This is a genomic window from Gemella sp. (assembly GCF_057272915.1).
In genome coordinates, this window is record NZ_DBHIUF010000007.1 from 70,953 (window position 1) to 86,857 (window position 15,905).

General features: G+C 26.0%; 18 protein-coding genes and 1 pseudogene. 1 reads left to right on the forward strand and 18 read right to left on the reverse strand.

What is annotated here, in order from left to right; genetic code table 11:
• Window positions 1-448 precede the first annotated feature (448 nt).
• From ACO6OL_RS04430 to ACO6OL_RS04450, 5 genes and pseudogenes are all read right to left on the reverse strand, one after another.
• Window positions 449-1,648 (reverse strand): hypothetical protein, encoded by a 1,200-nt coding sequence (locus ACO6OL_RS04430; RefSeq protein ID WP_485502263.1) that lies wholly within the window; start codon window positions 1,646-1,648, stop codon window positions 449-451.
• A 1,359-nt stretch (window positions 1,649-3,007) separates the two neighbouring features.
• Window positions 3,008-3,550, reverse strand: coding sequence for a hypothetical protein (locus tag ACO6OL_RS04435; protein ID WP_485502264.1), 543 nt, complete (start codon window positions 3,548-3,550; stop codon window positions 3,008-3,010).
• A 497-nt stretch (window positions 3,551-4,047) separates the two neighbouring features.
• Window positions 4,048-4,806 (reverse strand): annotated as a pseudogene (gene istB, locus ACO6OL_RS04440) (IS21-like element helper ATPase IstB).
• Window positions 4,807-5,085: 279 nt separating this feature from the next.
• Entirely contained in the window at window positions 5,086-5,343 is a 258-nt protein-coding gene (locus ACO6OL_RS04445; protein ID WP_485502265.1) for a hypothetical protein, read from the reverse strand.
• On the reverse strand, window positions 5,322-5,498 hold the full coding sequence (locus ACO6OL_RS04450) for a hypothetical protein (RefSeq protein ID WP_314159973.1): 177 nt from the start codon (window positions 5,496-5,498) through the stop codon (window positions 5,322-5,324). Before ACO6OL_RS04450 ends, ACO6OL_RS04445 begins: the two co-directional genes overlap by 22 nt.
• A 307-nt stretch (window positions 5,499-5,805) precedes the next feature.
• On the opposite strand from ACO6OL_RS04450, the gene ACO6OL_RS04455 reads away from it, so the two are divergent.
• Complete coding sequence (locus tag ACO6OL_RS04455) at window positions 5,806-5,910, forward strand: putative holin-like toxin (RefSeq protein ID WP_485502266.1); 105 nt, start codon at window positions 5,806-5,808, stop codon at window positions 5,908-5,910.
• 392 nt (window positions 5,911-6,302) lie between these two features.
• On the opposite strand, the gene ACO6OL_RS04460 is transcribed toward ACO6OL_RS04455, so the two are convergent.
• From ACO6OL_RS04460 to ACO6OL_RS04520, 13 genes are all read right to left on the reverse strand, one after another.
• The gene (locus tag ACO6OL_RS04460) at window positions 6,303-6,548 is read right to left on the reverse strand and encodes a hypothetical protein (RefSeq protein ID WP_485502267.1); all 246 of its coding nucleotides are present in this window, start codon (window positions 6,546-6,548) and stop codon (window positions 6,303-6,305) included.
• Between the two features lie 191 nt (window positions 6,549-6,739).
• Window positions 6,740-7,510, reverse strand: a complete 771-nt coding sequence (locus tag ACO6OL_RS04465) for an ABC transporter permease (RefSeq protein ID WP_485502268.1) — start codon at window positions 7,508-7,510, stop codon at window positions 6,740-6,742.
• Window positions 7,511-7,514: 4 nt separating this feature from the next.
• The gene (locus tag ACO6OL_RS04470) at window positions 7,515-8,399 is read right to left on the reverse strand and encodes a metal ABC transporter ATP-binding protein (protein WP_485502269.1); all 885 of its coding nucleotides are present in this window, start codon (window positions 8,397-8,399) and stop codon (window positions 7,515-7,517) included.
• Between the two features lie 915 nt (window positions 8,400-9,314).
• Window positions 9,315-10,040 carry a hypothetical protein gene (locus tag ACO6OL_RS04475; RefSeq protein ID WP_485502270.1) on the reverse strand — a complete coding sequence of 242 codons (726 nt, stop codon included), beginning with the start codon at window positions 10,038-10,040 and terminating at the stop codon, window positions 9,315-9,317.
• 440 nt (window positions 10,041-10,480) lie between these two features.
• Window positions 10,481-11,272 (reverse strand): ABC transporter permease, encoded by a 792-nt coding sequence (locus ACO6OL_RS04480; protein WP_485502271.1) that lies wholly within the window; start codon window positions 11,270-11,272, stop codon window positions 10,481-10,483.
• A gap of 1 nt (window position 11,273) precedes the next feature.
• Window positions 11,274-12,062, reverse strand: a complete 789-nt coding sequence (locus ACO6OL_RS04485; RefSeq protein ID WP_485502272.1) for an ABC transporter permease — start codon at window positions 12,060-12,062, stop codon at window positions 11,274-11,276.
• A complete protein-coding gene (locus ACO6OL_RS04490; RefSeq protein ID WP_485502273.1) occupies window positions 12,055-13,011 on the reverse strand; it encodes an ABC transporter ATP-binding protein in 957 nt (318 codons plus the stop codon). Before ACO6OL_RS04490 ends, ACO6OL_RS04485 begins: the two co-directional genes overlap by 8 nt.
• 310 nt (window positions 13,012-13,321) lie before the next feature.
• Window positions 13,322-13,612: a hypothetical protein gene (locus tag ACO6OL_RS04495; protein WP_485502274.1), complete on the reverse strand. Its 291-nt coding sequence runs from the start codon at window positions 13,610-13,612 to the stop codon at window positions 13,322-13,324.
• A 280-nt stretch (window positions 13,613-13,892) separates the two neighbouring features.
• Window positions 13,893-14,090 carry a hypothetical protein gene (locus ACO6OL_RS04500; RefSeq protein ID WP_314159984.1) on the reverse strand — a complete coding sequence of 66 codons (198 nt, stop codon included), beginning with the start codon at window positions 14,088-14,090 and terminating at the stop codon, window positions 13,893-13,895.
• Between the two features lie 155 nt (window positions 14,091-14,245).
• Entirely contained in the window at window positions 14,246-14,371 is a 126-nt protein-coding gene (locus ACO6OL_RS04505; protein WP_485502275.1) for a hypothetical protein, read from the reverse strand.
• 314 nt (window positions 14,372-14,685) lie between these two features.
• Window positions 14,686-14,883: a hypothetical protein gene (locus tag ACO6OL_RS04510; RefSeq protein ID WP_485502276.1), complete on the reverse strand. Its 198-nt coding sequence runs from the start codon at window positions 14,881-14,883 to the stop codon at window positions 14,686-14,688.
• A gap of 21 nt (window positions 14,884-14,904) precedes the next feature.
• On the reverse strand, window positions 14,905-15,306 hold the full coding sequence (locus tag ACO6OL_RS04515) for a hypothetical protein (RefSeq protein ID WP_485502277.1): 402 nt from the start codon (window positions 15,304-15,306) through the stop codon (window positions 14,905-14,907).
• On the reverse strand, window positions 15,297-15,479 hold the full coding sequence (locus ACO6OL_RS04520; protein WP_485420931.1) for a hypothetical protein: 183 nt from the start codon (window positions 15,477-15,479) through the stop codon (window positions 15,297-15,299). The genes ACO6OL_RS04515 and ACO6OL_RS04520 overlap by 10 nt, the downstream gene beginning before the upstream one ends.
• Window positions 15,480-15,905 lie beyond the last annotated feature (426 nt).

A 15,905-nucleotide genomic window follows, 5' to 3' on the forward strand; every position in this document is an offset into this window, starting at 1 on the left:
TCAAATCCCTTAATAGAGAGACTTCAATAACGTTTATTTATATTCTACTTTACGTTGTTATTTCTGTAACAACTAATTTTATCATACAAAAACTCCTTTAGGAGATTTAAAAAAATCTATAATCTTATCTTTTGCTTCTATACATTATATCAGATTACACTACTCTCTCATAGTGAAAAGGGAGTGACTCAAAAATCGTGATTTCGTAGAAATCGATTTTGTCGAGTCACCCCCGCAAAGTTTATTAGATATCTAAAAAGCTTTTATAAAGCGAATTTAGATATCAATAAACCACTGCGTCTATGAGTTCTCATATACACTTTGTTAAAATTTAGGACCTTTTGGTCAGCCACTTTTCAAATGAATTTCAATTCTTTTTTTATGAATTATTATTATTTGTTCCTCATTCTATTTCTTCTTTTAAATACTTATGAAATATTTGCTCCTTTTAACGTTTTTCGAATTTCAATAAAACAAATATTCCCAAGCCAAACAGTATTGTTAATATGTTCAAGGATACTCCAAGAACTTTTATATTGTCATAAACGAAAGGTATTAATAAAAACAAGACGCCAAATACTGAATAAAAACTAGTTATGATAGTGTGAATAGCTCCAAAATCTTCTCCTTCATAATCATCATAAATCATTTTCTCAAAGAAGTTTCCAGAAACTCCTATTACGACGAAGGTGATAAAGAAAAACAATAATTTCAGATAACTATTATCTATTATAAATACTAATAAAAAGCTAGTTCCTGATATCAAATAATCCATATAAAAGAAATTTTTTGGAGGAACTTTTACAAAAGGTGCAACCATTGCTCCTACTAAGTCCGCACCACGCCATACAGAAAGAACTAAAGCTAACCATTTTACATCAATATTTATACTAATAAGATAAAGCGGAAGCAGTTTTAAAAGTAAGTCAGTAGCACCACTAAGAAATGCTTCGATAACAATTATCTTTGACGCTGCATTTCGTGAAAACAATGTCTTTATATTGCCGACTATACTAGCCTCAACCACCTCTTCTGTTTCCTCAGTTTCTTCGGTAGTCTGAATATTTTTATTCAGGTTTAACTTTGTAAAGAAGTATACTCCCGCTAAAAAGATTGGAATACTTAGTTGCATAAGTGATAAATAAGTGATAAAACCAAGTAACAGCGATGCAACGAAATTACTAAGTATATCTAACGAGTTTGAAGTGAAGTATTGAATATCAACTGATTTTTTAATCAAATTATTATCATTATCAAGAACTTCTGGTGTCACTTTTACATTTAACGAAGTAAGAACACAATTTACTAAATTGAATAGAAAGTTATAAATAAATATAAAAGCAATATGAGCTTTATTAACTAATGCAATTATTAAAAGACTGACTAAGATAATATGCATAATTTGGAAACAGAGAATCCAAAACTTTGTATTTTTTATCTTATTAAAAAAATAACTATATGAAAATGCGACTAGCGATGGAATCATTCCTATTAAAGCAAACGACGTTAAAGTACTTGCTTCTATATTATATACTTCTACCAAAGCAATCGTTACCGCAACCATATAAAAGCTATCTGCTATATTCAATACCGAACGCCCTAAGATTAAATTAATAAAATTCTTAGGAAATATTTTTAGTAATTTCAAAATTATTCACCTCCCATGTGAGTAAGTTGATTTGAATTATATCTTTCAATTTCCCAAACCCCTGAGTTCCGAAAACACTTTATATGATATCATTCCAGAGGCCATAAATAAAATATGAATCTATATTAGCACTGATACATTATATAGTCAATTCTTTTTTCTGAAAAAAAGAATAAATATCTGAAAAATAATAAAAATATATTAATAACTTATAATATAAATCAATAATTTGAAAATTTCGAATTTTAATATTAAAGAAAACTAATAAAGTTTTTTTTAATACAAGAATATTATATCTAATTATATATACTAATCCCTATTTATTTTTGAATGTCTAATCTAATTATACAATCTCCTATAAAATATATGTTTTATTGTCTTTAATTGGCTTTAACACAAAAACATGTTACAATAAAAGCGTTAATAATAGAAATACAATTTGATTTATATGTAATTACAAACATATATTATATTTTAGATTCATAAGCGGAGGTATACTTCATAAATAAAAACTTTAAATTTGTACATACTATTCTTTCTACTAGTCTTTTAGTCCCCCCTATATCTTCTATGTAATTAAAGTATAGTTAAATCTACAAATTCATAGCATAATAAATTTTAAAAACATCTATTTGGGTGACAATAGGGGCTGGATTATATAATGAAATTATTGTTTACTTTAACAAAGCTAAATATTATCAACATCAAATAAATTAATAATAAAATATATAGGAGATAACAAAATGAATACTGAAAAATATATAGAAATAGCAATATTCGTTATAATAACAACCCTGCTATCAGCAACACTATCATACTTTGTTACAAAAAAATAGAAAAATCTAAAAAAAAATAGAAAAAAAAGATAAATAATTAACTTAATCAATATTGAGAGACACTTTAAAAAATTAATTTCAATGAAATCATAATTTTAAAGTCTCATTGATAAATACCTAAATAAAAAATGGAGATAACAGTGACACAAAACATATTAACTTGTTTTAAATTTATTACAATTATCAATATAATAAATTATGTAATAATAAAGAACACATTCATAATAAATTATTTACTTATATGCACACTTATCGGAATATTCTACATAGTAATAGATTCAAATAATAATAAATTAAACATATTAACTGAGAAAATCGATATAATTTTATTACTAATTTTTACAAGTATCATAAATATCCTTTACATAATTAATATAAAAATAACAAATTTAAAATATATTATTTTTATATCGCTATCATATATAATCATTAAATATATAATAAAGAAAAAGACTAGTTAACTAGAGTAATAGCCCTCAAAATTCAGACAAATTTTGGGGGCTATTACCAATGCTTAGTTGATTTATTTTACTAATTGACTGATAAATAATTCTTTTGTGATAACTACACCTAATTCAGAATGAAAATTCCTAAGCGTACTATATTGATATGGTTGTAAAGTTCGTTTGGTTATTAACTTATTTTGTTCTATCTTGTTACAAATATCTATGTATTTTTGGACATAATTTTTTACTCTTGTAAAAATACGATTTGAATTACTTAAATAAAATCTCTTCTCCTCTATATCCTTAAAATGATAAACTCTTGAATAGTCTATATGTTCTTCTTTAATAATAGTTAGTTTGCTGAAATCTAATGCTTTTAAACACTTTCTCCCATCACTTTTTTCATACACTGTATACGGAAAAATATGTCTTGCATTTTTTAAATTTTCTGAAATACCCGAGCGTAATGGAATAGCAATTAAAAGATCATTAATACCAAGTATCATAACGCCATGTCCTCTTGAAACATCTTCTTGAAATTCATCTAAGCTATTATATATGTTAAAATAATCTTCAGTTAATAAATGAAAATATAAACTATTTTTATTTATATTTGACATAATCTATCTTCCTTTACTGTATAAAAAAAGAGCCTTTCTTTTTAGAGTCGCGACTCCTACGACTACATCAACTTGAGAGTATTTTCTTTTTAGAGTCGGTATTACTCTCCGACTTCTTCTATACTTATTATATCGAAAAAAATAATTTACGTCAAATTTTTATACAGTAAAATTATTACGGAAAAAATAAATTCCTTTTAAAAACTAGATAAATATTACTTCCCTTTTTACTTTTTGAATTATATAATCTTATTTTATAGAATTTTTCTTCTCATTGAGATAATCTATTATATATAAAATAATCTCAACTGTTAAAAAAATTATGGCTATTTTGATAGCCTTTGGAAAGAATATACAAAATACAACAATTGGTATTAATCCTACTAATAATTGTTGTTTATTCTGTTTGAAAATAGGTTGAGAATTTCTTCTAAACATAAAATATTGTAAATGTCAATCTAAATATGTCAAAAAAATTCAAAATAAAAATGTACATTTTATTCATCTGCTTTTTGGAAAAAATCTTTTAGTCTATAAGAATTTCCAGTTATTTTAGCTACATGTAAATGGTGTAGTAATCTGTCAACTATTGCACTAGCGATTAATGGATCGCCAAATACATCATCCCACTGTGAGAAATTTATATTTGTAGTTATTATTGTACTATGTTTTTCATAACGTCTATCTATTAATTGGAAGAACAATTTAGATTCCTCTTTGGTTATGGGAAGATATCCTAATTCATCTATTATTAATAATTTATAACCACAAAATTTCTTTAATCTTTCTTCTAGTCTACCTTCTAACTGAGCTTTTTTTAATATTTCTATCAGACGTGCTCATTTAATAAAGTATGTGGATTTCCTATTCTGAGCTGCAGTTACTCCTATAGAAATAGCTAAATGTGTTTTTCCAACACCGCTATTTCCATAAAATACTATGTTCTCTTTCTTATCTATGAATCTCAATGAATTGAAATCATATATTTGTTGTTTATTTATTGATTCTTGAAAGTCAAAGTCAAACTCCGATAAAGTTTTTACACTAGGAAATTCTGCTACTTTCACAGAATGTTGAATAAGATTTTGCTTTTTCTTTTCTACCTGTGCTTGTGTAAAGTATAGAAATCCGTCTATAAAGGTAAGATTATTTTTATTTACCTGTTCTAATGTTTGATCAAGCACAGCTAATGACTCTTTACTCTTTAAAAAATTTAGATTATTTATTATTCTCTCATATGTGCTAGTTATTTTCATTTTTATATACTCCTCCTATACTATTAAGATTTTGTTTAGCCATTTCCTCTATTTCTGTTTTTTCTTTATTTGAAAATTTATTTTTTAAACCTTCTTTATAATGTTCAGGATTATAGTTTATTTTTATATTACTTATCTCGTGCATTTCAATAAGTTTTGTGTTAGAGTATATGTATATATTCGAATCAATAACTTGATATTATAATTTTGTCCAATATATTTTCGACCTACAGAATATTGCTTAGTATCTACTGTAATCATACCGACACTATTCACTTTTTAGGTTTTAGTTTTGATTCTGTATCGATTCCTTATTTTTTCAGGTGGTAATGATAATAAGGAATCTTTTTCTTTTTCAAATTTAAAAATGGGGATTTTACCTGTTGCTTGAGATAATTTGTTATTTTCTCTTGTATTTATCCTCTCTACTAATTGCACTAATCCGCTAAGTGTCAATGTTCCACTGTATGCCCGTATTTCATCTAATATTTTCATTTGAGATTCTACTTTACCTTTTATTTGATGCATAATAAACATCTATTAACATCCTCATTCGTTTCTTTTTCTATATCCCACCGTCTACAATAAGACTTTACAGTATTAAGCGACAACCCAGTAATAACTGAAATACGTTTATATCCTAAACCATTCTTTCTAAGTTTTTTGATTTCTTCTTTTTTGTTGTAATTCATAGTTTTATCCCCCTAGTAGATATAGGACAATTGGATTTATCTTGAGTACCGACTTTAAAAAAATTCTCCACTCTTCCTATATCTATAGACAAAAGATTTTTATTAAAATGAACCCCCATCAATAAAAAAAACCTACCGTAGACTTGAAAATCTACGATAGGTTGCTCTATCAGTCGAAAAATAATCTTTTTTATTGTATAATAATAGGTATGTAGAAGAGTGAAGACGGTGGCTATTCTTTTTTAGGAAAGTAGGTGATGCCTATGGGCATATATCCAAAATCTTTCAAGAAAGGAGGTAGCCTGAGTTGTCAGCCTTTGAAGTTGTGCAGATTCTATTTATGTTCGGTACATTTGTTATCGCATTAATTGGTTTGTGCTATAAAATCTTTAAAGACCAAAACAAAAAATAACCCGTCCCCACTTTTGGCGAGTAGGACGAGTTATTAATTTAATTCAAATATAAGCTACCGTCTTAAACGGTTCTACATTGGAGTCTAGTTAGCGCTAGACTCTTTTTATATTTTTATTATACCATAATTCAGATAAAACTCAAGTGGTAAATGTCAATAGATATAGTATAATTATTACGGAAAAGGTAAAAAAAATAATAAATTCCTTTAAACTATAAGTTACAACACTACAGAAAGGAATTTATTCATATGAACATTATAATACAAATCTTTATCAAAAACATAGAAAATACTTTAAAAAGATATAGTAAAATTATTATGAAAAAAGCATAAATTCCTTTTAAAAACTAGATAAATATTACTTCCCTTTTTACTTTTTGAATTATATAATCTTATTTTATAGAATTTTTCTTCTCATTGAGATAATCTATTATATATAAAATAATCTCAACTGTTAAAAAAATTATGGCTATTTTGATAGCCTTTGGAAAGAATATACAAAATACAACAATTGGTATTAATCCTACTAATAATTGTTGTTTATTCTGTTTGAAAATAGGTTGAGAATTCCTTCTAAACATAAAATAAAGAAAAGCAATAGTTATAGTTGCAACTATAGATCCTAATATACTGTCCATTATCAATACCTCCTATTATGTATGTGGAAATTTCATATTCTGTATAATTTTATTTTTATAGTGTTATTAAACTTTACACCATTATTTTAATATGAAAATACAATGGTATCAATACGAAAATCTCGATAATGCATTTCATATAAAACAGATGTACACTTAGTCGTCTCTATCACAACTAAGTGTACATTCTCTTATCTCTCATCACCTAATAATTCTGATCTTATTATCACGCTTATTGCTAAGACAAACATTATTAGACTTAAGAATATTGTAACATAAGTATTTATATCAAGCTCCATATCAAAAATTACAGTTCTCATACTCGTTAATTGGTAAGTTAACGGATTAAGTTTTGATATATAATATAGCACCTTAGAATTGTCTAAACTATAAAAAGTCGGTGCAGCAAAAATTATCGGTAGTAATAATGTTCCCAAGATAAGGTCTCTAGTTCTATACGATACAGTTCCTAATGAGATAATAACCCCAAGAGAAAACCAAAATGCTAGACTAATAATTACAATAATTAATACTTTTAAGAAAGGAACTATCTGTATTTTTATTCCTAAAAAGAACGATAAAAAATAAATTAGTAATACCTGCACTATTGTGATTCCTAATGGAAATACTAATTTTCCTAGAAAATAAGAAATAGCTGATGTCCCTTTTATTCTTTTATACGCTAGAAGTCCCCATTTTTTGTCTAAATTCACCCTATAAACCGACTGATTCATCTGAGAATTTAGTATTACTCCAATTATTCCAACGAAAATATATTCAATATAGCTAACATTTTCTCCTTTAAAAGCCAAACTTGAAAAAGAGTTCCCTATCCCAAATCCAAAGAATACAAAGTACAAAATTGGAACCATAAGCTGAGTATATATAATCTGCTTATTATTTTCAATCGCCTTATATTCTATATACGATGTTGCCCAAAAATTCTTAATTACATTTTTCATATAATTACTCCTCCAATTCCAATATTCTCTTCAAGGTAATTTCTTCTTTCTGCAAGCTTCCTATTGTAATATTTTCTGCCAATAATAGTTTTAATACATTTGAAATTTCCTCTTCTTTTTCCAAGAAAATTTTTAAATTTTTATCATCAACGATTGTAATAGTATCTTTATATTTCTCTATTATATCTTTACTTAATTCACCATTGTAAGAAATATTGTATACTGTTTCTTTATTATATTCTCTTAAGAAAGTGCTCATTTCCCCAAAGTATAAACATTCCCCGTCATTTATATAAATTATCTTATTACAATACTTTTCTATAAGATCTAAATCATGAGAAGATATAAAAACAGCATGTTCTTTATTGTTAGTCTTTATATATTCTAATATATTTTTTGATAATACTACATCTAATCCTGTAGTAGGTTCATCTAAAAATAATATTTTTGAATTAGATACTAGACTTCTTGCTATTTGTACTCTCTGCAATTGTCCACCAGATAATTCTGTTAAATCAGATTTCTCCTTACCTTTTAAACCTAGAACATCAATAATCTCATCTACACTTTTCCTACTAATAGTATTTTGAGAATATAATAGCCCCATATAAATATTGTCGTATACATTTAAGTACCAATCTACTGATTGATTTTGCATACAATAATCCACATCTCGAACAGACACTCCTTCACCGAAAGATACCTCACCTTCGATATTAGAAAACAATCCTAATGTAGAATTAATTATCGTAGTTTTCCCTGAACCACTTTTACCTATAAGTGCAATCATATCTCCTTTTTCCGCAGAAAAAGAAATATTTTTAATCGCGTAATCACTAGAATTTTTATATTTATATGCTAAATCTTTTACTGTTAAAAGTTTTACCATTTAACTCCCTCCTTCCGATATTACGTTTTACTTCTAATTACTTTTTAGAAAAGGGAGTGACTCAAAAATCGTGATTTCGTAGAAATCGATTTTGTCGAGTCACCCCCGCACAGTTTATTAGATATCTAAAAAGCTTTTATAAAGCGAATTTAGATATCAATAAACCACTGCGTCTATGAGTTCTCATAGACACTTTGTTAAATTTTAGGACCTTTTTGTCAGTCCCTTTAACTCTTTAATATGTAGTTTACATGTAGCTTACACAATAAAGTGCGTCTTCTTGAATGAGTGGCTTATTAATCGAGTGTCTACTTTAACAAATACTATAAAATCATTATCGTCTGTTAAAATAGCTGATTCCTCTCCTCTATCCAAATTATAATGAGAAACAACAATTTTTAAGATCATAAGAAACTCAAAAAATAATGATGATTCTCTTTATTATTATTTACATTATAAACTATAAAATTCCAATATCTAATACCATTTTTTTGTCCTCCTTATTTTATGAGGTTATAAAGCTTTATAGATTTATTGTAATATAAAAACGATATGAAAGCAATATGAAAATAAAAAAAAAAAAAACGCTTTCAAAATTATCACTTGTTATTTCTAGTTAATAAATGGGAGTGACTCAAAAATCGAGACTTCTGAGAAGTCGATTTTGTCGAGTCACCCCCGCACAGTTTATTAGATATCTAAAAAGCTTTTATAAAGCGAATTTAGATATCAATAAACCACTGCGTCTATGAGTTCTCATATGGACTTTATTAAATTTTAGGACTTTTGGGGTAACACTATAGTATTACTTTTCAAATTGAACCAAAAAATGTACACCAAGCTATTTCTAAAAAAACTAAGTGTACATTGTTTCATTAATTTTTCATTTTTAAAATTTTTTCTAAAAGCTTTTCCTTAATCTAATAAAGTGTGCTCTCCATTTCTTAAATTCACATACAACACATGAATAGCCGAAATTGCATTTATTAGCAAAATATAATAAGCAATATTTTCAACGTATAATCCTACAAAACTTAAAATAATAGTAAATACAGGTGCACTTATTCGAAAAATTTGTACTATACTTTTTCTATAATCTTTATCATTAATTTTTATGAAATTAGTCCTTAATTTTATACTGATTGACACCCCAAGTGCCACTATTAATGATAATAATATCACTTGCAATGGTAAAAACACTTCATATATAACCAATATGAAGAATACTATATCAAAAATTATGTAAGATATAAGTATTCTATTTAAATTTATATCGTATTTCTTAGTAAGTATTAAAAATAAAACTACTGTTAGTCCTGGTACAAAAAATATAATACTAGAATACTGTATTAAATTCCTAGCCGCTAATTGTTTTATAAACAACGGTATAAAAAACACTGCTGCTCCTGATAATAACGCTGTATTGATAATAATATATTTTCTTTTCAATTTATTAAAAACTAATCTTTCAGAATTTTTCTCAGTTTCATTTTTAAAATTATTTATTTTGAAACTTGAAAATAAAACAAACATAATTATAAATACTATTAAATATTCATCAATATTCACCTTATAAATATAACTTCCTAAAGAAAAGCCAAGCAATTTAGACAAGTTACTATATAAGGATATATCTGTCACTCCTGCTTTGATAGACTTACTTTCCTCTATTACAAATAAATTGTAATTAAGCAGAACTATTGATATTAATAAGTAATAAACAAAATAAAATGTTAATACGTAGTATAAATCTATGTTGTTTTTAAGAATAAACACTACTACTGAAAAAACTATTAAAATATAATAAAAATACTTTGTTTTTATACTAGTTAAAATCCTGAAATAACTAGTATCTAGAAAAATAAATATTTCTATCAAAGTAGTTATTAACAAAATAAAATATATAGGAAAATTATATACAGATATAAATTTCACCGTTATGTATGAATATAAAACACTCAAAATTAAATTCAAACATAAATACAAACTCCTCACTAATTTAACATTAAATTCTATAAAAAACACCTCCTATATGATTCACTTTGTTCTTATTTCTTATAACTCTCTAACCTTATTAACCATTATGATCCTGTACTTTGATATTTTTTTAATCCGAAATTCCATATTGTTTTATAGATTAGTATAAGTAGAAGCGGTCCAAATAATATTAAAAACCATGTTTCTATATTAAAACTATCATGTGAATTTATTAAATTTACCACTGGAAAATATCCCACAAATGCGAATGGAATAATTATTAGTACTACTTTAATAAAAAACGGATAAATATTAACTGGATAATTTGCTAATTGATACAATTGCCATAAAACTGATTTTATACCATCATTTGTTATCGAAAAGAAACTAATTGATACTAGTGCTAAGTATATAGCCTCTCTTACTAAAACTGCAGATATTGTAAATAAAATGAATTTTATTATAAATAAATAATTTACATCAATATCTAAGTTATATAATGAAAAAATCACAATTACTATGCCTGTAATTAACTCAAATAAAGCTTCCTCATCTAATTGGAAAATAATAAATTGATAAAGAATATTAAGTGGTCTTAATAAAAACAAATCAAGTTCCCCAGTTTGAATTAAATATGGAACTTCTAAAGTTGTAACGAAGAAAAATTCCCATAACGCCGATGTTAATGTTAGAAAACCATATAAAAACAATAATTGATATAAAGAAAAACCACCGATTAATTCTGTATAATTAAGCGTAATAAGTAATACAAATAATGTTGTAAGAGTATCTAGTAAATAACCAAAATTTCCTATAATAAAATCTAGTTTATAACTCAATATCCTTTTTATATCCATTTTAAAAAACTCTGCATATAAATATAAATGTTTCTTCATATTAACCTCCCATTATATCGAACTTGTTAAATACATATTGTGATAGTCTTTTTGAAATTATCAATAATATGATTAACCAAAACATCTGTACACCAAGAATAAATAAGACTTTTTCTAAATCATTATCATGTACAATAATAGAAATAGGTGCATACATTACAGCGTAAAATGGAGTTACCTCTGATATTCTTAATAATAGTTTCGGATATAAATCTAAAGGTAGCAATCCTCCACCGAAAATAATAAGAAGAGCATTAACTAATTCAGATACACCGTTTATTCTTATAAATACTGTTGATAACAATGCAATAATATAACCTAATAAAAAAGCAACAATATAACTCAAAATATACACGAATATAAAAAGTACAAATCTCTTAAGAGATATGGTTCTAAATATTAAATTATAAAACAATAAAATATAAATAACTAAAATCGGCAGTACTTGGAATTTTAATTTATAGAGAAAATTGCCTAAAGTAGTGAAAAATGTTATGACTATTAATCTATTAGGCTTATTCAAATAATTAATAATAGTACCTTTTAAAATCTTCTCAGATACAAAATTGGTAGTTATTCTTATAGGTAAAACTATTTGTAAAATAATCGCAAACAATACATAAGTTATTATTTCATCAATATTTTTGGAATTGTATTTTTCAACATATATCCAGATACTATACTGTATTAATACCATAGAAAGTGATGCAATTATCTGCATTATCGTATTAAATTTGTATTGTAATAAACTTTTGTATTGATATAAAGTATAAGCAAAAAATCTATTCATATTTATCACCCGTCTTATCCTTCACAAGCAATACTTCTTGTAGATTTAAGTCTAATACTTCAGTTTGTGTAATAATACTTTCATTCGGTAGTAGTTTTATTATATCTAACACATTAAATTTAGTTTCATCAAAAACAAATTCTTTAGAATCGATATTTGTACGTAAAGGCAATATTCCTTCTTCATCTAAATCTACTATATTCTCTCCGTACATTTTTAATTTTTTATATTTATTAAAAATTTGCTTGAAGCTCTTCACTTCACCATCATAATTAATTTCGCCATCACTTATCAAAATCATTCTCTTACATACTTTTTCAATATCCGAAATTTCATGAGTTGTTAGTATGATAGTAGTATTATACTTCTCATTTATTTTTAGTATTAGTTCCATAATTTTCTTCTTTGTTTCTATATCTAAACCGATAGTCGGTTCATCTAAGAACACCAGTTGAGGTTTATGAATAATACTAGCTATAAACTCCCCACGCATTCTTTGTCCTAAAGATAGTTGCCTTACTGGTTGATATAAGTACTCTGTTACATTTAATTCTGTTATCAAATAGTCTAACCATTCTTTATTATCTACTTCATAGATTTTTGATAAATACTCAAAAGAATCAATTAGTGGTAAATCCCACCATAAATGTGATTTTTGTCCAAATAGCGCACCTATGTTTTTAGCATTTTTTTGCCTATTTACAAACGGATCTTTACCGAATACTTTTATCGACCCTTTTGTACTAGCCAGTATTCCTAACAGTAATTTTATTGTTGTAGATTTCCCGGCTCCATTATTTCCTATGTATCCTACAATTTCTCCTTCTTTAATACTAAAATTTATATCCTTCAACGCTTGTTTAATCGTCTTTTCTGTATTAAAAAAGCTAACTCTATTTTTTATTATGTAATCTTTACTAAGACTCTCAACACTAATTATCTCTTTCATAATATTTCCTCTTATTTTACTAATTTATTATCCGATTCACGATGACTTTCTTCATTAAATTCTACTATTTTTCTAGAAACTATTCTTTTGTTTTTTACTATATTAACGTGTTTTTCTCTTAAAGTCAATATTTTCTGAATATTACGTTTATTTTTCTTTTAATTTGTGATAAGGAAATTATTTTCGCTAGCGAATTCGGTGATTTTTGAAACAATAAAAAAACAACCCCATCTCACTAAATCAGGAGATGAGGTCAGAATTGCGTAATTTATTTCTATTGTCTTTTAACTCTTTTTCATAATATTTCCTCTTATTTTACTAATTTTATATACCAATCAAAATTTAACCCCATCTCTTTTTTTATAAATTCATAAGACCTTTCTGGTAATGATGAACGTAGTTTCTCCAACTCCACTTTAATTTTGTCCTTAAATAATGTCAATTCATCAGCTTCTTGAAATATAGATATAGAAAACATTAATGAATATATACTCTTCCTTACACTAGATAGTTTTTTCCCTCTTGTTTTATTAATATGATGGTTTGTTCCAGCTAGTCTCTTAACATCTTCTGAATACGGCAATTTATCTATGAATTTCATAAAATTATCATCTATTGGAATCGAGGTACTAGTGCAATAAAATCTCTCATTAACGTCTGAAACCTCATACTTTCTAGACATAATATACTTCATGATATTTAATATTAATAAACGTTAATTTAACAGCAATTTAAGTATATTTTGCTGTAATTTAATTATAATAGAAAATAGTCAAAAAATAGTAGATTTTATAGAGTATCAAGAGGCTTTCCCCCTTTTTTTCCCCTCATATAAAATTGATATAATCTATCTTCATCACTTCTAAAATCCACTTGAAATACTAATTTCTCATTTTTAATTCCTCCGAATATCTAATTAATTTATTTGCGACTTTTAAAGTCATATTTTCTAATTCATACTTACCACTGCGGTAATTTTGAATAACGCTAAGCGTTAATCCTGTATCTTTTGAAATTCTATAATCAGTTAAGTCACTGTTGAATAATTCTTCTATTTGTTTAATCGCTTTATCTATCATTGTAAAACCTCCTAAATAAGTTTTAAGATAATTGAAATTATCACGGTAAATATACCTAATACTATAATCATAGTTTGTATTTTTTCTTTTTTCATGATATAATGTGAATAACATTTAGGTACTAGGAGCTTTTATAAGCTCCGTTCCCTAATGGTCTATTTGTAGACTTTCTCAAAGATTTCAAGAATTGTGTTTACTATTTCTAAGATAGCTAACACAGTTGCTAACCCAAGCATCTTGTCTTTGTGAGAGTCTGTTTTTTCATTTCTTCTGTTACTCACTACCTCACCTCCTTTACATTTATCGTTATACCTTGCACAAGGTATAACGTCAAGAGTTTTTTTAAACTTTTTTATTTTAACGGAAATCTTTAAAAATCTCTATTATAAGCGGAAATAAAAAAGGGAGTGACTCAAAAATCGTGATTTCGAAGAAATCGATTTTGTCGAGTCACCCCCGCACAGTTTATTAGATATCTAAAAAGCTTTTATAAAGCGAATTTAGATATCAATAAACCACTGCGTCTATGCATTTTTATATAAACCTTGTTAAAATTTAGGAGTTTTGGGTCAGCACCATAAATATAAAGATTGAATTAATTTTTTTGTTCTTCTAATTTCATTAATAATAGCTTTAGATTATTTTCAGATGTATAATCCTTTATCTCTGAAAAACCAAAAGACTTATAAAAATCTAAAAGCTTAGGTGTGTCAGCATATTCTAACCAAACGTATTTTGCATTAACTATCATTTTTGCTTGCAATAATATATCATACGCTAAGGTTAGAATCATGTTTCCTGTTATACTTCTTGTTTATAATGCTTCTTTTGAATAGTTCTTACCAATTTGTCCTATGAGATAACTGTTTAAAACATAACCGCCACTTTCTGTCTTTCTTCCTCCCTGACATAATTTTCTTTTTTGAGAAGATGATAAGTTACTATAATTTCTTTTCGACATAGTCAGAGGTTTATTTGCTACTGAAAAATATCCTACTAATACGTCATTTCCTTTGTGTTCGCTAAATATCAAATGAGTGGTAGAAATTGCAATTTTTTCAAATTGAATAGCTTTAGAATGTAAAAAGTATTCCACATCATTAACTTTTCCAGTTTCTGTATTAGGAATACTTTCAAATTTATTTAGTATTTCTTGGACAGTTTCTTTATCCAGTGCTTTTAGTAATGATTGCAACCCTATAATTTTTAAAGACATTCTTTTTCCTTTCTAGAAGAAAACATCTTTTTAATTAAACTTAAATCTTTTATTGTTTCTACATTAGAAACCTCAACAGTTTTTGCTTTTTTTGTAGACTCTAAAGCTTTTATTAAACTATCAGCATTTTTTCTATTAAATTTAATATCCGCTGTAAAACTTTTTGTAGCCATAAATATCATTCCCTCTTTATTTATAATCATACACTTTCATACACTAAATATACCATTTCCTCAGCTAAAAATCAAGATAAATTAATTCTTTTATAGAAAAAAACAACATGGAAATTTTCCAAAATTGCTATTCTAATAGGCATAAAAAAAGGGAGTGACTCAAAAATCGTAATTTCGGAGAAATCGATTTTTGAGTCACTCCCTTGGAGGAATAAAATACACCAAATGTCTAATTTGATTATACAATCTCTCCTTTTATTGTTTTTTTACTCTTTTCTTTGCTTTTTCTATTCTTATTCTTATTGAAAAGAAACACAAGAATCACTATAAAATATCCTACATACATAATATTATTTAAAATATATAACATGTAATTATTTATCATATATCTATTAATAATATCTATTACTATAATAATCGGAAATA